This is a genomic window from Pedobacter sp. BG31 (genome assembly GCF_042464845.1).
GTDB classification, from domain to species: Bacteria; Bacteroidota; Bacteroidia; order Sphingobacteriales; family Sphingobacteriaceae; genus Pedobacter; species Pedobacter suwonensis.
On sequence record NZ_JBHNZK010000025.1, the window covers coordinates 36,072 to 57,214 of the forward strand.

General features: G+C 42.9%; 18 protein-coding genes. All 18 read left to right on the forward strand.

Going from position 1 to position 21,143, the window contains the following annotated elements; all coding sequences use genetic code 11:
• Positions 1–159: 159 nt before the first annotated feature.
• Positions 160–1,821: a tetratricopeptide repeat protein gene (locus tag ACFE6N_RS21380; RefSeq protein ID WP_378939888.1), complete on the forward strand. Its 1,662-nt coding sequence runs from the start codon at positions 160–162 to the stop codon at positions 1,819–1,821.
• 11 nt (positions 1,822–1,832) lie between these two features.
• Positions 1,833–2,498 (forward strand): response regulator, encoded by a 666-nt coding sequence (locus ACFE6N_RS21385; protein WP_378939890.1) that lies wholly within the window; start codon positions 1,833–1,835, stop codon positions 2,496–2,498.
• A 470-nt stretch (positions 2,499–2,968) separates the two neighbouring features.
• On the forward strand, positions 2,969–4,396 hold the full coding sequence (locus tag ACFE6N_RS21390; RefSeq protein WP_378939892.1) for a hypothetical protein: 1,428 nt from the start codon (positions 2,969–2,971) through the stop codon (positions 4,394–4,396).
• Between the two features lies 1 nt (position 4,397).
• A complete protein-coding gene (locus tag ACFE6N_RS21395; RefSeq protein ID WP_378939894.1) occupies positions 4,398–4,841 on the forward strand; it encodes a hypothetical protein in 444 nt (147 codons plus the stop codon).
• Between the two features lie 12 nt (positions 4,842–4,853).
• Positions 4,854–6,350, forward strand: a complete 1,497-nt coding sequence (locus tag ACFE6N_RS21400; RefSeq protein WP_378939896.1) for a hypothetical protein — start codon at positions 4,854–4,856, stop codon at positions 6,348–6,350.
• Between the two features lie 3 nt (positions 6,351–6,353).
• Positions 6,354–9,764 (forward strand): hypothetical protein, encoded by a 3,411-nt coding sequence (locus ACFE6N_RS21405; RefSeq protein WP_378939898.1) that lies wholly within the window; start codon positions 6,354–6,356, stop codon positions 9,762–9,764.
• A 173-nt stretch (positions 9,765–9,937) separates the two neighbouring features.
• Positions 9,938–10,960: a hypothetical protein gene (locus tag ACFE6N_RS21410; RefSeq protein ID WP_378939900.1), complete on the forward strand. Its 1,023-nt coding sequence runs from the start codon at positions 9,938–9,940 to the stop codon at positions 10,958–10,960.
• A 2-nt stretch (positions 10,961–10,962) separates the two neighbouring features.
• Entirely contained in the window at positions 10,963–12,594 is a 1,632-nt protein-coding gene (locus ACFE6N_RS21415; protein ID WP_378939902.1) for a hypothetical protein, read from the forward strand.
• Positions 12,594–13,262, forward strand: a complete 669-nt coding sequence (locus tag ACFE6N_RS21420; protein ID WP_378939903.1) for a hypothetical protein — start codon at positions 12,594–12,596, stop codon at positions 13,260–13,262. Before ACFE6N_RS21415 ends, ACFE6N_RS21420 begins: the two co-directional genes overlap by 1 nt.
• A gap of 4 nt (positions 13,263–13,266) precedes the next feature.
• On the forward strand, positions 13,267–13,968 hold the full coding sequence (locus ACFE6N_RS21425; protein WP_378939905.1) for a S1C family serine protease: 702 nt from the start codon (positions 13,267–13,269) through the stop codon (positions 13,966–13,968).
• Positions 13,969–13,977: 9 nt separating this feature from the next.
• Positions 13,978–14,796: an endonuclease/exonuclease/phosphatase family protein gene (locus ACFE6N_RS21430; RefSeq protein WP_378939907.1), complete on the forward strand. Its 819-nt coding sequence runs from the start codon at positions 13,978–13,980 to the stop codon at positions 14,794–14,796.
• Between the two features lie 389 nt (positions 14,797–15,185).
• Positions 15,186–16,559, forward strand: coding sequence for a DUF4236 domain-containing protein (locus ACFE6N_RS21435; RefSeq protein WP_378939909.1), 1,374 nt, complete (start codon positions 15,186–15,188; stop codon positions 16,557–16,559).
• A gap of 443 nt (positions 16,560–17,002) precedes the next feature.
• A complete protein-coding gene (locus ACFE6N_RS21440) occupies positions 17,003–18,049 on the forward strand; it encodes a hypothetical protein (protein ID WP_378939911.1) in 1,047 nt (348 codons plus the stop codon).
• 52 nt (positions 18,050–18,101) lie between these two features.
• Positions 18,102–18,431, forward strand: a complete 330-nt coding sequence (locus ACFE6N_RS21445) for a helix-turn-helix domain-containing protein (RefSeq protein WP_378939913.1) — start codon at positions 18,102–18,104, stop codon at positions 18,429–18,431.
• Between the two features lie 524 nt (positions 18,432–18,955).
• Positions 18,956–19,081: a helix-turn-helix domain-containing protein gene (locus ACFE6N_RS21450; protein ID WP_378939915.1), complete on the forward strand. Its 126-nt coding sequence runs from the start codon at positions 18,956–18,958 to the stop codon at positions 19,079–19,081.
• A gap of 328 nt (positions 19,082–19,409) precedes the next feature.
• Entirely contained in the window at positions 19,410–19,958 is a 549-nt protein-coding gene (locus tag ACFE6N_RS21455; RefSeq protein ID WP_378939917.1) for a BfmA/BtgA family mobilization protein, read from the forward strand.
• A 3-nt stretch (positions 19,959–19,961) separates the two neighbouring features.
• Complete coding sequence (locus tag ACFE6N_RS21460) at positions 19,962–20,921, forward strand: DUF5712 family protein (protein ID WP_378939919.1); 960 nt, start codon at positions 19,962–19,964, stop codon at positions 20,919–20,921.
• A 61-nt stretch (positions 20,922–20,982) separates the two neighbouring features.
• Positions 20,983–21,143 (forward strand): helix-turn-helix domain-containing protein (locus tag ACFE6N_RS21465; RefSeq protein ID WP_378939921.1); only part of this gene is annotated, 161 nt, incomplete at its 3' end.

A 21,143-nucleotide genomic window follows, 5' to 3' on the forward strand; every position in this document is an offset into this window, starting at 1 on the left:
GATAGTACATAAGAGGGATGCTTGCGTCCCTCTTTATCTCAGGTCAGCCAGTAGGACCAATCGGTTCTTTTGGCTGGCCTTTTTTTGTTTTCGCATTTCCTTTGATCAGCTTTTTGGGACAATGATATATATTCTTTAATTTCGGGAAATCCCGATAATGTGAGACGCTCCGCCATTGCCCTGATACCCTTCATTTTGCTGATCTTTTGCTGCAGGCAACAGGCAGATAAAAAAAAGACCACCCTTAACCCTGCCTATGACAGGGCTTTCGAGTACAGGGAAAAGGGGCCTGCAGATAGTGCCTTTTTATATTTCAACAGGGCAAAAGATGTATTTATTCAGGAAAACGATAGTTTGGGTGTTGGCAAATGCCTGCTCAATATGGCCATCATTTCCACTGATAAAGGGGATTATTTTGGTGGGCAGGAACTCTCTCTTGCAGCGATCAGTTATTTTAAACCCAGCGATAGCAGCCAGTATGTTTTTATCCGTTCAAACTATAACAATCTTGGCATTGCCACTTATAAATTAAAAGATTATACCAATGCGCTGCGTTTTTATGATGACGCGATCAGGTTTTCAAATGATTCCCTTTATACCCGCGTGTACCTGAACAACAAGGCAAAGACCTACCAGGACATGAAGGATTACGGACGGGCACTCAGCGTTTACCGTGAGGTGCTGTCGGGTGCAAGCAGGAACCAGCGCGAATATGCCAGAACCCTTTCCAACATTGCAAGGGCCAGTTGGCAGCAGGATCCTTCGGCTCCGGTTATAGGAAAATTCAGGGAAGCATTGGAAATACGGCGCAGGGAAAAGGATCAGTGGGGACTGAATGCCAGTTATTCGCATCTCTCAGACTATTATGCCCAGACCTCGCGTGTAATGGCCTTAGCGTATGCGGACAGTATGTACCGGGTGGCCAGGAAGCTTGGCAGTGGGGATGATAAGCTCCAGGCCCTCAAAAAGCTGATCAGGCTTTCAGATCCGGCGCGTTCAAAACCTTATTTTCAAGCCTATGAACGTCTGGACGACAGTCTGCAGACCTCGAGGAGCAGGGCCAAGAACCAGTTTGCGTTGATCCGTTATGAGAGCGAGAAGAATAAGGCGGATAAACTGTTATTGCAAAAAGAGAATACGGCAAAGAATTATCAGATGGGCATAATCGCATTTGTGTCGCTGATATTGCTCTCGTTTGGACTGGCCGAGTTTCACAGGCACAGGCGTAAACTGGCCCTGGCGACTGAGAAACGAATCAGGGAGAGTGAGCTCAAAACCTCTAAACACGTTCATGATGTGGTGGCCAACGGCCTATACCGGATGATGAAAGAGATACAGAACCGCATACATGTCAGTGCAGATAGCCTTTTGGATAAGATCGAACTGCTTTATGAAAAATCAAGGAATATTTCCTATAACCGGCCGGTGGTTCCTGAGCAGCCTTTTGATGTGCATGCACGGGAGCTGTTAAGCTCGTTTTCCGGAGAGCAGACCAGGGTTGTTATCGTGGGCAACGAAGCGGATATATGGTCAGGAATCACTGTCGATGTTTTCTATGAGATCGAACAGGTACTCCAGGAACTGATGGTCAATATGAGCAGGCACAGCGGTGCGGATAACGTGGTGTTGCGTTTTGAACGGGTGGAGAGAACGGTAAACATCAGTTACCGTGACAATGGAAAAGGGATGGAAGAAGAGATGGTTCATGGCAATGGACTGCGCAGTACGGGAAACCGTATGAAATCGGTTTTGGGATCGATTATCTTTGAAACCGTTCAGGGAGAGCAGGGCCTAAAGATCCAGATTAGCTTTCCTGTTTAAATTCATCTTCTATGTTTAAAAAAGTATTAATAGCTGAAGACCAACAGATGGCGAGTATTTCCATCGTCAAGACCATGGAATCATTGGGGATTGCCCAGAGACAGTACACCTATTACTGTGACGATGCACTTATGCATATCCGTAAGGCTTTGCAGTCAGGCGAGCCTTTCGACCTGCTCATTACCGACCTTTCATTTGCCGAGGACCACAGGGAACAGGAACTTAAAGGAGGAGAGGACCTGATCACGGCCGCTAAGGCCGTACAGGAGGATATCAGGATTGTGGTATTTTCTGCAGAAGGGCGTCCCGCGGTAATACGTTCGCTATACCAGGATCTTGGGATCAACGCTTTCGTGCAAAAGGGCAGAAGGGATGCTGAAGAACTCTCATCCGCTGTCGAAACGATCGTTAAAGGGCGGACATATATGCCGCTGGAGATCAAAAAAAAGAATCATCACCATAACACCTTTGAATTCGATAAGCTGGACATTACTATTGTTTCGCAGCTTTCCAAAGGCACCAAGCAGAAAAATATCCCAACATTTCTCGATGCCAACGGTATCTCACCATCCGGACTGAGTACAGTGGAAAAGAGGTTGAAAGAGATGCGTGAGGGGCTTGGTTTTTCCAATAACGAGCAGCTGATTGTTTATTGCCGGGATTACGGCATCATCTGATTTCTTAATTTCCGAAGCTTTTGCAAAAGGAGGCAAGGACTGCAGCCGTATCAATGGCTGATACCGATATCGATTGCCCCGGATTTTCAATGATCTGGGGCTTTTTTTTGTCCCATGGTCTGGGCATCCTGATTACCCGGATAACAGATAACAAAATAATCTTCACTTTACGGGATCCCGTAATAAACCCTCACTTGGCTTGGGTAATTTTGGTAAACAAACTACAGATATCAAACTATTTTCCCGAAAAATGAAAACAGGATCAATAACCCAATATCCCATTGTAGATTCAGACCAATATACCAAAAGTAACATGTTCTTGATATCGAAAACTAGTCTTTGCGCCAATAATAGCGACCGAAATAACCAATAAGCTCTCAATAGGAATGTGGGGATGTTCCGGCACGCATGAATGGGCTGCTGGACATTCTATCACATTAGCCAGTGATATGGGTGATAAACCAAACAATATGAAGATAAATAAAATGTATAACAGAAGATCATTCATCAGGCAGCTGATGTGGATGTTTCCGCTTTTGGCCATATCGGCCTGTGGGTCTTTTTCACTTCAGGATGAGCTGGCGTTGATTGCCCGGGACGGTGTGGTTACCCAGGGAGAATATGACGGTATCAAAGCCTCTATCCTTAAGGATGATAAGTTTGCCGCCTTAAGGAAGGATATGGCCCTGATCGCTTATATGAAGAAATATTATGCCATTAAAAACATTAATGTTGTCCTGTCAGTGGGCTCAGTGGAAAAGAAAAGGCTTTTTGATGTGAATGTTTATTTTGAGAACTCATTCAGTATGGATGGATACATCGGTCAAGCTGATCTGAAAAGTTCGGTCTATGACCTATTGGTTAATACCAAACAGTTTAGCCGTGAGGTGAAATTAAATTATATCAATAGCAAAGTAATAGCGGTTCCATCGACAGACATCGGCACTTTCAGTCAGATGTTAACGCGAAAAAGCTTTAAGGCAATGGGCGGCAAACGAGGAACCTCAGATATCGCTGCGGTGATCAAAGAGGTGCTTAGGCGTACAGATGCAGGCAATGCATCGGTTTTGATTTCTGATTTTGTGTTTTCGCCGGGAGCAAAGACCAACGCTGTAAGTTACCTGGAAATGCAACAGGTTGCTATAAAAGATGCTGTAATTGATCAGCTCGGGAAGCAGGACCTGTCCATCGCAATATTTCAGCTTAGGGCAGATTTTACGGGCACTTACTTTGATTATAAATCGCGTCAGGTTGCCCTTCATCAGGTTACACGGCCATATTATATCTGGTTTATGGGTACTGCAGAACAGGTTTCCCTGGCGCTAAAGAATCATATTGTCAGTGAGGAGAACGGCCATCTGATCCAAAATGCAGTATTTTTTAAAACAGGTGTACCGGGAGTGCCTCGGTATAAGGTTGTAAACAAAGGGCGTATAGGGGATTTTAAATTCGAGAACTCAGACCATATTTCTGCGGCGAAGACGGCCAATGGCGATTTTGCCTTTAATATCGCTGTTGATTTCAGCTCAAATCTTAAAGGTCTAGATTATTTCTCGGACAAGGACATTTACGGATTAAGTAATAGCGCCTACTCGATCTCGGTGAGGAAACTAAGTTCTGCAGAGCTTCATTCCGCCTCTTTCTCAGGGTATACCCACCTTATCACGCTCCGGACCAAAAAGCTCCAGACAGACCAGCTGGTAATATCGGCGATGGATAAAGTTCCTCAATGGGTAAATGCCTGCAGCTCTCTTGATGACTCTGCTATCGGTACCGACATTACAGAACAGGTACGTACTTTCGGGCTGTCCCATTTACTTGGCGGGGTTTACCAGGCTTTTGGACAAGGCGTTAACGACCGCAAGATTATTGAAATCAAAATTAAAATAGATAAATAACATGACAGACTTTATAGCAATGATTTATGAATGGTTTGGTTACCAGACCGATCTTGGGACCCACCTGCGGGGATGGGACATTACCTGTGACGCTTTTAGCGGAAGCAATTTATACCTGGAGGTCTTTCTGATCATGATTGCCATCAGCTTGGGCCTCTTTATGTTGATGTATCTGATTATTGACCGTTTCACAGCGAAATTCAGCTCGAAACTTTCCTGGTGGATAACAGCACTGGTGGGTGTGGCCATGAATTTCGGGATTGCCTTTTCGCTGCCAAAAACAGTTGACAGATGCGACCAACTTATCTTCGGTTCTGGAGACCTTATGCTTTTCGGGACTGCCAATGCTTTCTGGGGCCTGGTATGCTTCATATTGTTAACCTCATTTTCATTTCCCAGGAGTCTGTCCACTAATGCGCGGCTTACCACTTTCTGGAAACCTTAATTTAATAAATATATGGCTAAACTTTTTATATTCGGTATAGGTGGTACAGGATCACGGGTGATCAAGTCCCTTACCATGCTACTCGCTTCCGGGCTCAAGCCGCTTAACGATTTTGAGATTGTGCCGGTCATCATAGATCCGCATAAAGACAATGAAGATCTTAAACGTACAGTTTCAGCACTGAATAACTATCAGCGCATTACCGAAAAAGTCGGTACTGGAAATGGTTTTTTTTCTACTAAGCTCTCAACATTACAATCACTTGATACCAAGGGTTCGCTTGGGGGAACTTATACGTTTACCCTTAAGGACGTGGAATCGACCAAATTCAAGGACTATTTTTCATACAACTCGCTTGGGGAAGAGAACAAGGCACTTGCCGACCTGATATTTTCAGGGCGGACGATAAACAGTGCAAAGGAGGAAATCGATCTTTTAGAGATCCCGATGGATATCGGTTTTGTCGGAAACCCTAATGTGGGCAGTGTTGTGCTCAATCAGTTCAAACATTCCGAGGAGTTTAGGGTTTTTGCCAATAACTTCGGAAAAGATGACCGTATTTTTATTATCAGCTCGATCTTCGGTGGGACTGGTGCGGCGGGGTTCCCGACTATACTGAAGAGTATCCGGGATGCTGCCGGACAATCAGATATCAGCAATGCCGGTTTTTTAAGGGACTCGGCGATAGGGGCATTAACCGTCCTTCCATACTTCAACATCGAGGTTGACGAGAAAAGCCCCATCAACAAATCAGATTTTATAGAAAAAACCAAGGCAGCACTGGAATATTACCGGAGAAATGTGAACAGCTCGCTCAACATGATGTACTATTTGGGTGACAGGCATGTTGGTAAGGCGTATGAGAACGACCCAGGGAGCAACGGACAGAAAAACAAGGCGCATTTTGTTGAGGTTGCCGGAGCACTGGCAATCATCGATTTCATGAATGTCGGGGACAGTGAACTCAGTACTATGAATGGTCGGCCTGTAAACAGTGTATACAAGGAGTATGCAATCAGAAACAATAGCCAGGACCTTTCTTTCGCAGAACTATGTGACGGCAGTAGAAACCTGCTTGGACGCAGTCTCACCCAGTTTACCCTGTTCAGAAAATATCTTCAAGAAAATCTGGAAGAATCCATCGAAAGACAGGCTTGGTCAACATCTCAGCCGAGTTTCGATAAAAAGCAGAAAAACGCACAGTTTTATGGTTCAAACCTTCTAGGATTCTTAAGGCAATATGATGAATGGCTTGATGAACTGGGAGCGAACGCAAGATCTTTCCGGCCTTTCGACCGTCAGTCGGATCTGATGAACCTGGTGAGGGATAAACCCCTGCAGGCAAACTGGCTCGGTATGGGCAAGTTCAAATATGACACATTTGACACCAAACTGAACCAGCTGGATAATAGACAGGCTTACAGCTCGGCCGAACAGAAACTGATCAGCCTGTTCTACAAAACAACGGGTGAAATAACAGGTGAAAAGTACGGATATCAACAGATTTAAAATATGTCAGCAATTATAGGATTTACAGATAACGGCGGAGAGGATTGGTTCGTTTCCGCCCAGTATGGCACAAAAGAGATACAGGCGATTCCCGATCCGGAAGGAGGGCACGCCCTGAATGCACCTACATCTATACCCAGCCCTTTTGCAAGGATGGATCTGGTCAGGAAGTCTTTCGAGAATATTGGACAGAGCCCGCGCCTTGGTTTTTATCAAAGGGGGGAAACAGTGGTGGCCAGTAGGGAGGACGAACGGGCGGTTTCACAGTGTTTGGATCTTGCAGAACTGCTCTTTTTTTACGAGAATTTCAAGGACAGGATTGAGATTATCGAATGGAATAAACAGCACCAGGTAAGGACACTGATCGATAGCCCAAATCCAGGCCACCGGAAGTTGGGTGATGTGCTGGATATGTACCTTAGACAGGATGCCGGTTCATTCAACTTTCAAGCGCTCAACAGCATTTATATTATCAAGTGTAACCATCAGGTTATCGGCGGGACTTCGCCGCTGACATTGTTTTTCAATGCCGCAAACCGCTCGGGCTCACTCAACCTGATCAGTACAAAGGGCAAAGTTTTTTTTTCGGATATAGTACCGCTTTATGAGCGGGATCCAGAATTTCAAAAATACATTTACCTGCTGTTTAAAGCAAGACCTGAGCTGGGTGAAAAGATGAAAGCGTTCCAAGAGTATCTAAATAAAAACCTTAACATTCTTTTATCCTTAGAGCCTGCGCTTTACAATGCCCTTAATACCCTAAAGACCTCTGATCTGGAGAGCAGTTATCAAAGCCTGTATACCAAGGACGCCGGACAGGTGGTGGAAGTTTTTGATGTCGCGTTCAAAATTCTTGATTCGGATAAGATTCCGGTGGATCAGAGTGACTTTGTTATCCATAGTATCAAATATAACGGGACTAAGCCCCTGGTCCTACAGAACAGTTTTAACAAACCCTTTAAATATGTTAATGGAAACTGGGACCAGCGTACCATGGTGAAATACGTGGATAATGACTCTTTAAGCCAGCGTATCCTTCCGGGTTTGAATATAAAGTACCCATACCTTACCGTCAGTGATTTTTTAGAGGATACACTCATCAGGATGGTTTACCCGCTTGATGCTGTACACTATTTTGACGGAAACCTCAAGCTCTCTGACGCAGATAATACCAAAAGCTATCTGTTGCCTTTAAAGCCACTGTTTTTTGAGTTTTTCAAGGTTTCAGAGCTGACCGAGGGGAAATATGGAAGCCCACATATCAGTATTGAGGAAGGGATAAAAGATAGCGTGCGCGTACTGCTAAAAGTTCCGGTTAAAAAAGGTGCTGATTTTATAATTTTCGAACGGGTCTACCACAATGAAAGTACCGCAGACGCCCAGTCCAATAAGGGAGCTATTGCCGAACAGCAGTTCAGCATCACACTTTTTCCTTTTGTTCAACACCCTGCGGGGGTTAATGTAAGATACAGCCTGCAGTTGGTTGACAGAAATATGGGCAGTAGGTCTTTTGAGATCGACTACCTGCTCCACTTTTATTCCGATACCGACAAACGCGAACTGACAGATATTGAGCAGAAGATGAGGAGCCAGAAAATCAGGGGCGACTTTACTAAAACAACAACCAAATATTTTCTCGTTGGCAAATCATTTGATTTTGTCCAGGTTGACAGCGGACAGGGCAGGGGAATCATCGCACCCAAGTGGAGGAATTCACATAACACTGGCGACAGTTATACTTTTGCGGTGGACTTTGGAACAACCAATTCACATGTAGAATATTCGGTAAATGGTGGACAGCCAAAAGCTTTCGATATAACCGAGCATGATATCCAGGCCGTTTCATTGATATCAGAAGAAACCGAACATAATTTTTCAGGACTTGGTGCAGTGGATCTAAGAACAACGGTCAGTAAGGAGTTCGTACCCCGTATCATCCGAAAGGACAGTGTTTTTTCATTTCCGATCAGAACCGCGCTCTCACAGAGCAGGTCGCTGGCACCCAAGGCCGGCGGAAAGGCCCTATTGGATTTCAATATTCCCTTTGTTTTCGAAAAAGATGTCGATAAGAACAGTAGATATTTTACCAACCTGAAATGGGACAGTAGGGAAAGTAATAATGAAATGAGGATTAAGGCATTTATAGAGCAATTAATGTTGATGATCCGGGCAAAAGTACTTGTTAATGGAGGTGATCTTCCATTGACAAAGGTCATCTGGACCTACCCTGTCAGTATGAGTGCGGTAAGGAAAGATAGACTTTCACAGCTGTGGAACACACTGTATCAACAATACATCAATGAGCGTGGTGATACCTTAAGCCTTTCTGAATCGCTGGCACCTTATTATTATTTTAAAACCAACCAGAATCTGGAAGCCTCGGGGTTTGGGACAAGTGTATTGATGGATATAGGAGGCGGTACTTCTGACGTTGTGGTTTACCGGGACAATATCCCTATGCTAGTTTCTTCTTATAGATTTGCCGGTAATACAATATTCGGTGATGGATTCAGTGAATTCGGTAATATCCCGAACAATATGCTCGTCCAGAAATATTACCGGGAGTTCAGTGAGCTTCTTAATGAGCATTCTATACTCAAAAGCATAGCAGATGAACTGTTTGCAAACAATAAAGCAGCTGATTTCAACGCTTTCCTGTTTTCACTTTCCAATAATGCCACGATCAAAAACAAGGCGCTACTGGATTACAACAGTAAACTTGCAGACGACGGTGATATCAAGATTGTATTCTTATATTTTTATGTCGCCAAGATATATCACGTAGCCAAGGTGATGAAGACAAAAGGGATTGCGCTTCCCGGTAATCTGATATTCAGTGGAAACGGATCAAAGGTGCTCAATATTGTCTCGGCAAATCCCGTGCGGCTTGCAGAGCTCGCCAGCGAAGTCTTTGGATATGTTTACCAGGAGGCCGCACCAAAAGGTTTGAAAGTGTCAATAGAGAGAGATATCCCAAAAGCTATCACTTCAAAAGGAAGTATTATCCATTATAGCCGTTTGGAAAATGAAGTCTCCCTTAAAGATATCAAATATACCCTTAGCTGTGTTGAGGGACTGGACACAATCACCCACGGGGACCTTCTTGATGAAAGCGTGCAGAGTGGGATCGTCTCCCAGGTCCGTGAATTCAATGGCTTTTTTGCAGAACTTTTGATGGGGTTTGAATGCGAGGACAAATTTGGGGTTTCTTATCGGTCGATCGAGGTTTTCAGGGAGGTCAGCAATAAACATCTTAAAGAATTCTTAAAGGCTGCGATAGAATTCAATGAAAAAATGGAAGGCGCGCCGATCAATACCAAAGCAGTACTGGCAGAAACACCATTTTTTCTGCCATTAAGCGAAACAATCCAACAGCTTATCAATGCATTATCAGTGGAGGAGGTGGAACAATGAGCTTAAGAAAAGGTGCCGGCATATCTATTGTCTTTCTACTTGTACTCAATTTTTACTCAAAAGGCCAACAGTTATATCCCGCCGGTAGGGTGGACTCCATAAATTTTGATTTTATCCGCTATGCGCTCGCAGCCAACGATCAAAAGAACTCATTAAAAGAATTCAATGATCAGGTGAAGAATCTGCAGGATACAAGTGCAATCAGGTTATTTTTTGCATCGCGTAGCGATAGAGAAGTAAGCAGGATTGATGAATACCGGCATCTCATAAGTAAGATTAATGAGCTTAAAGAAAATCCCAACCTGACACTGGATTCAATTTATGGCTTTTATCGGCAACTCAACTTAAAAAAAGATGAGTTAAGTTTCCGCAAATTCACGGATTCGATAGGCCGGAAATATACCAGGTCAGAGGGCGAGCTACGGGCCGAAATTCCGATTGATACGAGCAATTACAAAACTATGGAGACACAGGTCATGGTGCAAAAGGTAAGACCTTTTTCCGGCGCATATTGGGAATATCTACTATGTGTAGCTGGTGGGGCTTTGGTTATAGCGCTGCTTTTTCAGATAGGAAGAAAGCCGTGCAAGGAAAACAAAAGGCGAAATACTACAACAATAAAAAAAATGCAAAACGAGAGCAGATTTGACGGAGATCCAGGACAACTAAAAGAGTTATTGATATTCAAAAGTGAAAACGAAAAGCTTCAAAGGGAAATAGAACGATTAAGGGAAGAACTCCATGAAAAAAATCTAAGCCTTAAAAAAGCTGAACTAACGATGGCCGAAATGGAAAATGGTCAGATGATTGAAGAAGAGCTATTGCAGAATGCCGTTGAGGTACCTGTGGAGAGCCCCTTAAGGGAAAGTATAAAACGGCAGTACTTTCCAAGCCCGCTGTCAGATGGTTCATTCCGTCGTGTGGATGGGAGGGAATCCTTTTTGGAAGGAGCCAGTATTTACTGTTTTAGGCTCTCAGGAGATACAGAAGCGAGTTTTGATTTCTGTGAAGAAATCTCTTCAGTGTCAATGGCACTCAATAATAGAAATGAGCTGATCCTCAGCGTAGCAGAAGAAATGGAGGGTAATTATGCTACGGCGAAAAAAATAAGTACTCACAAAGGGGAATCGGGGAGAGCTGTTCTTGAGGATAATAAATGGAATGTGGTTAGAAAAGTCAAGATCAAATACTTATAGATATGGAAACAAGCCTTGAGAATATCGAATATATTCTATTCGGAGTAATCGTTATAGCGCAGATCATTTTTTTCATCCGTACTCGAAAAAAGATCAGAGAATTTGACCTTTCCATAGCCGATATTACTACTATAAGTATCAGCGAACAGCAATTAAACCAAGAACAGATCGACAGTTTTTCCTCCACTGCAGATATTTTTGCAGAGCTTGAAAAGGATGTCCAGGCAGGTTATTCCGGTCAAGAGGCGGATGTCGAAGAGAATGTGGGAGGGATTAACCTCATTAAGGAAGATATTGTGATGGCCCGTCCCCTAAGCGAACCTGTCAGGATAAGGTTGGTCGAAAGTACACAGGGAAATAGCGTGGTTTTTGGGAACATACTTAATTCAATGAATAAATACCTGCTCAGGAACAGGCATTCGGTGGCGGATTTCAGCCTCATTAAAGATATCGTCGAACGTAATACAGATACGCTCGAAGAAGAGGTGAACCTCACGCTGTCCACCCCGTTGTATCTTGGCCTAATGGGCACCATGCTGGGTATTGTGATCGGAATATTCAGTATGTCCTCTCTCATAGGGGCCGATATCAGGGAAAGTTCGGTTTCAGTCGGTATTGCAACATTATTGGGAAGCGTAAAGATCGCAATGATTGCAAGTTTTGTTGGGTTATTACTAACCATTTCAAATTCGGCAGTAACTTTCAAGGGCTCAAAATTCAGATTGGAGAATAAGAAAAATGATTTTTACACTAAGATACAAGTTGAGCTCTTACCTTCCCTTAATCAGGGAATGAATGCGACCTTTGATTCGCTTCAGCGTAATCTTTTCCGTTTCAATGAGAAATTTGATGCCAATCTTGATAGGCTTGGTACAGTCTTCGATAAAAACTATGACTCGATATTGATGCAAAAACAGCTTGTTGAACAGATGGACAGATCAAAGGTGGCTGAGATCAGCGGGTTCAATGTCAAGGTATTAGCGGAGATGGGCAATGCTTTGGCCCAGTTTGAGAAGTTCAATTCGTTCTTCTCAAACATTAATAGTCATCTGGCCAATTCGGTTGAACTGACAAAGACCAGTCGTGACATGCTTGCAAGGACATCCAATTTCGAAGTTATTGCAAATTCCGTTAAACAGTATCTCCATGATGGGAATAAGCTCACAACTTTTTTGTCGGCGCACTTTAGTGACCTGGAAGCACATAAGGCAAAGGTCGATGAAGCCATTGTCAGTACCGGATTCCATATCAGTGATAGTTTCGGACAGTTACAGCAATCCCTGCAACGCTCGACAGAGCTGCTTGGTGAAGAGGCTGTTCAGCGTAATCTGGAAGCCAGAAAGCTTTTTGGGGATTTTTCTGAAGATTTAAAAAGCTTTTTTATTGAGCAATCTGAGCGTGTTGCAGAAGTCATTGAGCAGAAGAAATCAAGCCTTGATGAACTTAAGCATCTTCAAACGCTACTTGCAGAGGTAAAGGCTTTAAAAGGAGGGACCCAGATATCCGAACAGTTGAGTGGAAGGATAGAGCAGCTGAGCGCGGGCATACTGACCACAAATGGTACCCTGGAACGGATAGAACGGGAAACCAAGAAACCGCTGTTTTCCAAATTTTTTACCAACGGGAAGTCCTGATGAAAAACAAAAATGATTTTTTTTGGCCGAGTTTCGCCGATCTGGTGACCAGTCTTTTCTTTATTATGCTTGTCCTGTATGTTTTTACCTATGTGCAGCTCAAGCACAAAAACATTGTTCTTGAGGAAAAAGTAAAGATAATCGAGACCGTGGAGGCCAACTTGATACCACTTAAACAGGATACGGCACTTTTTAAATTTGAAGAACAGTATAACCGTTTTAAGCTCGCTTTCGAGGTAAAGTTCAATGCTGACCGGGCAGTTATCCTCTCTGATGACGATCTGATCAATCCGGATTACACCAGGAAAAAGATACAGGAGGCAGGACTGAAACTCAGATCGGTAATCGACGGTCTTAAAAGGAAGAAGGAATCGGATCCAAAAATGAAGAATCTTTCCTATATCCTGGTAATCGCAGGTTATGCCTCTAAGGACTTTAACCCGAAGCGGCTTGCCCATAATTATGAGTTGAGTTATAAAAGGGCAATGAGTCTTTGGAGCTATTGGAAATATACCATGGGTATTGATTTTGAGTCCCCGGAATATAGGAATCTCATAGATCTCCAGATCTCCGGTAATGGATGGGGAGGCGTGGGGCGTTTGAACAACGAAGACGATAATCAGCGCTTTCTTATACAGATCTTTCCCAAAATCGCCCATATCGATTAAGCTTATGAAAAAGACGGGTTTAATATTTGTATTGCCTCTGGTTGTGGTATTTTCCTGTTCACAATCAGGAAAACCGTCCCAAGGGCGCAGTAAAGTGGTGGGGACGGTGCGGGATATGCCCAGCTATGATATCGAGGATGATACAGGAGATACACGTGAAAGCTTACAAAGGCTTTATGAAGAACACAGGGATGCCGTTTTTTCCGTCTACACTTCTAATGAAAAAGCTGATGTGAGAGGTTCCGGATTTCTTATTTCAGATAATGGTATTGCGGTAAGTAATTACCATGTCTTTGTCCAGAAAAGCCCGGTTGAGGAAAAAATCAGGCTGAAGGATGGACGGGAGTATCGTGTTTCCGAAGTACTGTTGTCCAGTAAGGAGCTGGATTATGTTGTATTTAAATTGAAAACGGATAGTTCGGAGGTATTTCCTTTCCTATCCGTTGCAGAGGAGGCTCCAAAAATTGGCGAAAGTGTATTTGCGATGGGCGGTCAAGACAGAATGGATCGGAGTACCTCGAGCGGTATTGTTTCTTTATTGAAAAAAGAGGAACACCTTATCCAGACCACGGCCAAAATAACACCGAGGAATGGCGGCGGACCGCTCCTTAATAAGGAGGGTCAGGTTGTCGGCATTACTTTACCCAGTATTGCTAAAGGAAAACTCAATTTTGTAATCGATATCAGGATACTGCACTTAAAATAACGGTACGGTATGAAAAAAAAATATTTACTCTTTATCCTTTATCTTGTTTTAACTTCTTCCTTTTGTTATGCACAGGTGACGCTCAGTGTTCTATCGTGGAACCTGAAAGACCTTGGGGTTTCAAAGAGCGCTACAGATATAGGAATGATCGCACGGATAGTTGAGCCATATGATGTCATCGCTATCCAGGAAGTAGTAGCAGGTCCGGGTGGTCCGGCGGCTGTGAGGAGGCTGGTTAATGAACTTAACAGGGGAAGGCTGAAATGGAAGTTTGAGATCAGTAGTGTTACATCGGGAATTTCGGCACATAAGGCGGAGCGTTATGCATTTCTCTGGCAGGATTCGAGGGTATCCAGGTCGGGCAATGGCTGGCTTGACGGGTACTTTGAAGGTCAGATCGAGCGTGAACCTTTTTATGGCCGTTTTGTTGCCGGGGGAAAAACGGTGACCCTGGTGAATTTCCATGCCATTACTAAATCTGCCCATCCGGAAACAGAGGTTAAGTATTTCAGGTATCTGTCCGGGCTGTACCCTGCGGACAATTTGATTTTCTGCGGAGACTTTAATCTGCCCCAATCCCATAGCGTATTCAATCCATTAAAGTCAGCCGGCTACGGTCCTGCGCTTATCAAACAGAAAACAACCCTGCGGCAGAAGTGTCTGGAGACGGGATGCCTGGCATCGGAGTTTGATAACTTTTATTACGATATGTCAAAGATCAGGTTAAAGGCAGCAGGGGTTATCCATTTTTACCGGCTGCTTCCAGACATCAAGCAGGCAAGGAAGATTTCGGACCATATCCCTGTATTTGCGGTCTACCAGATATAGGCCGGACAGAAAAAAATAAGAAATAAACGTGATATACTGTTTTTTTGACCTAACAGATTACCAAATTAATCATCCCACTTCATCATGAAAGTACTGATCAATCTCATTCTTTTGCTCGGCCTCTGTTCTTACAAAGGTCCCGATAGCGGAGAGGTATATATATGCCTGAGTCCAACCGCTGTTGCCTACCACAAATCCAAGGACGGGTGTAAGGGTATTCAGGCATGCACCCATCAGATGATAAAGGTAAGCAAAGAGGATGCGATCAAAAAATATAAATATAGGGCCTGCAAACTTTGTTTCCGATGAGATGGGGTGCCCTTTGCCTAGGGGAAACCGTATTTTTCTATCAGGGCAAATATCGAAGTTAGCACAATAAAACGTCGGTTATGGGATTACAGTTCCGCAGATCGGTGAAATTAGGACCGGTGCGTATGAATTTTTCGAATAGTGGGATAAGTTATTCCACTGATGTTAGGGGGGCAAGGATCAGTACTGGGCCGAAAGGGACTTATGTGACCATTGGTGCCAATGGGATCTATTATAGACAAAAGATCGGGGGAGGCCAGGTGGATCAGCCTAGTCCTGTGAGCGTACAGGATCAAGGGATACACACGATCACCTCTGCTCATATCGATCAGCTGACCGATGTTGATTCCAAGGCCTTTATCGAGGAACTGAGTGAAAAAGCAGGCAAGATCTCTTTTGTTAGGTGGTTTGGGGTGTGGCCGATGATGATTTTTGTTGCCCTGCTCAGCTGGTATTCACTTGGTAGCAGGGAAATTGTCCTGGATCCGGGTGGAAAGAGGAATGTTGCGATTATTGACTCTTATGTGGGCTGCAATGTCCGCATGCTTCCGAATGCGGATGCGAAGATATTGGGTACAGCAAAGGATGCGGAGGAATTCGTTTTACTTGACTCAGCCGCAAAGGGATGGCTCAAGATACGTTTTAAAGATTCTATAGGTTATGTTTCAAAGAAACTGGCCCGTAAATCTGTTATCGACGATCCAAAAAAAACGACTTTGGAAGTTTACCTGATCAATCCTTATTATTTCTGGATGCTTGGGACGGGTATCCTATTTTTTGTGTTGTTCATCCGGTTTTTATCAAAAGTTGACAGAAAACGGTTTGAAATGGAACTGCGTTATGACATGGATGAGCAGATGACTGTGGTATACAGTGCCTTTGCCAGCCACTTTTCCAGTTTTAATTCCTGCGTGAGAAAGTGGCAGTACCTTCATGCCCAACAGAACCACGACTGGAAACGTAATGCTGGGGCAGGGAAACTGATCAATAGGGTTCCTGTGTCCGGGGTTTCAGCCAATAAGGTACCGATAAAATACTTTAAGACCAATGTGGATATACCTCATATCAGGTTAAGGAATACCCAGCTGTTTTTTCTGCCCGAGCGGCTTTTGATTAGAAGAGGCAACAGGTTTGCAGCGGTATTTTACCGCAACCTCCAGATTGAAGGGGGCACAACCCGTTTTATCGAAGATGAAATTGTGCCCGGCGACGCAATGGTTGTGGATCACACTTGGAAGTATGTCAACAGGAACGGCGGACCGGACCGGCGCTTTAACAAAAATAGGCAGATTCCGATCTGTCTGTATTCTCAATATACGCTTAGATCCGGGACGGGTATCTATGAGACTATCTGTACTTCGAGAATCGGGGCCTTTGACGGCTTTGGGAACTATCTCCTGCAGATCGGTGTCCTCCAGTCTAAGATGATGGGCGGTAGCCTGACCATACAGTAGTTTCCAATGGAATTGAAAAAGGCATCGGATTGACAAGGCGCCTGATTCTTGGATATAAAGAAGTTTTTTTCTACTGGTAATGCCTAATCCGCAAGTGGGCACAGCAGTTGGCGGGCTGTTCCGGAAAGTTATTCCCGGACGGTCTCCCATTTTAATATTTGATTCTCTTGCGGATGTTATTATAAATTCCGGTTAGTACTGTTAAACTATCCAGATATAATTTAATATATAAAACTGCCTAATAGGATGCCTTGAGGCAGATACTTGAAAGATAATCGCTGCTAAAAGGTAGAGCCATTCTTATTTCTGTGCTGGATGGCCTCTTCGGTTTTCGGGATCAGGACATCACTAGCGAACCTTACCACATGTCTATAACAGCAAGTTTTTTTAATTTAGATCAGAATTAGTTACATTAGTTACTACTCCTAAAACTTAATTAAGTTATGCAAAATCTGGCCATTTTTTTAACTCGTTTACAAAGTTTTAACCTCCATATCGTTACCAAAGCTGAATTGCAGAACCCCATAAAAGAAGATGGAAATAAGCCAGCTTATAGCCTTGCGCACGAAACACACTACTATGATTCTTTTACTTATAAGAGTGAAATCAGGATATTAAAAGATATGGCGTTAATTGACCTGCTCTCACTTAATGACATCAGCTTAAAAAGAGAATTTGAACAGCTCAAAAAAATAAAGGAAAGGTTTAAACTGATATGGACAAATTTTCACCAGCATTACGGTGAACTTAAAGCCGCATATCCCGGCAACTTCATATTTTCGATCCAACTCCAATATTTGTTCATCGTTAACAACCTGCAATCAGACTACAAGGATATTTATATAGGTGATGAGTTTGTGGAAAGTCTGCACGATACTTTGAAGATCAGAGACAAGTTTTTAAGTGAGCTGGTCAACGAAATCGATGAAATTATAAATCCCCGTGAAACGTTCGAGGAATGGATGGCCAAACAGAAAAGCCCCAAACAAGTCGAAGATGCTACGCCAGAGTTACCTCCAAAAATCCCATATAATCCTGATGCGGGTCGACCAAAATTCAATCATCAATATATAGATGATTTCTTGCAACTGATAAGGACTTATTTTTCAGAAGAACATTTCAGCCAGCTTGACGCTCTAATAAAAGCGGACGAACAACCTGCAAGCCAGTTGATCTTCAACGGAAACAGTAATAAACTGGCCGATGCTTTTAAGCAGCTGTATGAAGCTAACCTGATTGTGGGATGCAATAAAGCAGAACTTGAAAAATGGATTCTAAAACACTTCCTATATAGCAATGGAGATAAAGTAAACGAATATTCGGAGGGCTGGCTTAGTGCGATAATATCTTCTGATGCTAAGGTTTGCAAATCACCGATTTTAGAGGTAAGGATAAAAGACAAAGTTCCTTTTCTAGTTCCAACAGTCCGGAACAAAAAAACAGTAAATATTAGTAGGGAAACAGTAAGGATGCGGTTTAACGTGTTGTAACCGTACAAAACAAGCCACTAATATTGCGGTATCAAAACAAAAGATACCGCTTATGAAGTACACATTTGAAGAACTACCACAGGCCATTAGTAATCTGCACGAAAAGATAGACCGTATTAAAGACCTGCTGCTGGAAAACAGGTCGCAAAATCCCCAACGTCCCCGAGACGATTTATTGACAATTGGTCAGGCTGCCGAATTTCTCAGCCTGACCGTACCCACGCTTTACACCAAAGTGAGCCGGAAGGAAATCCCAGTGAACAAGCGGGGCAAAAGACTATATTTCTCCATGGTGGAACTATCCGAATGGGTAAGATCTGGAAGGAAGAAAAACACGGAAGAAATCCATTTACCTACGAACGGCATCATACCACCCACATAATTATATATCCATATAGCCGAGTAGATATATCTGCATATAACAACATACACATATATCTACTAGCAAAGGTTTCTATGTAACAAAAACCACTGGCACAGCTTGATAATTCGGGACAGCGCAAAAGGTTGTGGTGCGGTCATTAGCGGTGGAAAGGTGGTTCAGGCAGTCAGTACCCTTTTCGGGGGCTGAGCAAGCGGAAGTTGGGCAGTGGCCCTACTTGCTTGCCCTGAGCTATCGCTACAGGGGTTTCAAGTATCCTCCGGGGATACTTGTCGGCTTTTCAAGCCGATAGAAAGACTAAACGGTATACTTTAAGGTATACCAAATATTTAGGTTTAAAAATAATGTATGTGTGAATTCATGTACATAACAAAATGAAAGGAGCTAATTATGAAGATGGATATCATTACAATGGATGATCTGCAGCAGTTCAAAACAGAAATGCTGAATGAAATGAAAAATATTTTAAAACTAATAGTGGAACTTCAAATAAATCATGGTTGAGGAGTGCTGAAGTAAGGAAAATGCTAAATATTTCGACTGGTACATTACAGAATTTGCGTATCAATGGCAATTTGCCATTTCGTAAGGTCGGGGGAACTATGTTTTACAGCAGGGAAAAAATTGAAAAGATGATGGAGGGGAAATAAAATGAATAAAGATGAAAATTTGTACCACAAAGGATTGCATAGATACTTTGAGCAGGCGTCAATACAGCCACATTTTTTTCCAACGCATTTAAGCATATTAATTGCATTGGTTCAGTGTTGCAATTATCAGGATATAAAGCTTCCATTTAATGTAAGCAGAAAAAAGCTTATGCGATTTTCAAGGATAAAGTCTGTTTCTACTTACCACAAAAATATCAGGGAATTGAAGGAAAGCGGTTTTATTAAATATAAACCCTCATGGCATCCAAAGCTGGGAAGTGAAGTGAAACTTAATATAGAACTGGAGAAAAACTTTTAAGGAATGGTAATGGAAGATATCAATATCAAGTCTGTGCGATACCCAAAAGCAACGGACGAAAAACTGGAAAAAATTTCTCTGAAACTTGGGAGAACAAAAAAACTGTTGGTTATACAGATGGTAAATTATTTTTATGGTACAAAAAAAGATCCTGTCGATTTCAACGATGAGCTACTTAAAAAAGAGCTCGTTAACGGAGTAAATAGAATAATTTCCTTTTTTAAAAAACAGGAGAAAGATTTTCTGCTACCAATCTTTACCGGTAGTAATGGACTCATCATTATAGCAAAAGAGCATACGGAATATTTCAAAATAATCTGGCAGCATCTACAGAGAGAGGAAAAGAAAAGTGACGGAATTTCTAACCGCATGGCACAACTGGAAAAAGAAATTGCCAGAACACACCAATACTACAATGAAAAAAGTAAACTAAAGTCGAGTTTTAGAGAGATACTCAATTATTATATTAATCAGAGAGAATCTTTAGGATGGCCGGTATCAGCTGCCAAAAAGGAGGAATTGCAAAGCCATGTCAGAAAATCCCTTGAAAATATTTAGCCTATTTACATCAACATCACAGCATCCGAAACGGGGAATAACAAAGGCAGTAGTAGAGCTTTGGTCAATTATTTGGAAAAGGAGAATGATCTAAAGAATGGGAAAAATTCCGTATCGGATTACGAAAACTGGTTCAATGGTGTTAGAAACGATACCAAGAGACAGGAAGTCCGAGTTAAGATCGATAATAACATTGCAAAGCTTAGCTGTGATGACAGTAAGTTTTTTCTAATCAACATCAGTCCAAGCCAAAAGGAACTGGCGCACCTTTACGATCTATACGGCAAGAAAGGTACAAAAGAAAAACTAAAGGAATTTGCGGTGAAGATGATGGATGAGTACGCAAGGAACTTTAAAAGACCAGGCATTAACAGCCATAAAGATTTGCTCTGGTACGGCAAGCACGAAAACTTCCGATATTACAAACACACAGATAAGGAAGTAAAAGACGGGACAAGGAAAACGGGCGAGCGCAAAGATGGAAGACAAGATCATATTCAGATCATCGTCAGCCGTAAGGACATTACGAATAGGATTAAGCTAAGCCCCCAAAATACCTCAAAGGGAAAGAACAAGGAGCATTCTGCTAAGCTTGGGCAGTTCAACCGTGTGGCATTCAAGCAATCGGGAGAGACCATCTTTGATAGGCTCTTTGGTTTTGACAGGGGGCTAAAGGAGACTTTTGCGCATGCTAATGTCCAGAAGAATGGTAGCACTGCTCAGAGGGAACAAATGGATATTCTTGAACTGTCAACAAATCAGCACCATAATTTTGAGCATGTTAATGAACTGGCACGGGATGTAGCAGACGGGCTTTTTTCAACGGTTGCGGATATGGTCAAAGTAACAGGCCAATCAATTAGTGGATTTATCGAGGCAATGCTGGAACCAGTGCAGTCGATCGAACCAGATGTAAATCCTGTGGAACTTGCAGAACGGAAAAGGCGGAAGCAGCAGATGTGAATTAGTCAAAACTTAATCTGACAGTTACGATAAATTAAACAACGTAACAGAGATTAGTATTATGACTACACAATTAAAGATCATTAAGAACAAATTAGGTATCCTTGAGCTTGCTCAGCATTTGGGCAATGTCTCGCAAGCCTGCAAGGTAATGGGTTATTCACGCGATAGCTTTTATCGTTTCAAAGAACTTTACGAACAGGGCGGAGAGCTTGCCCTTCA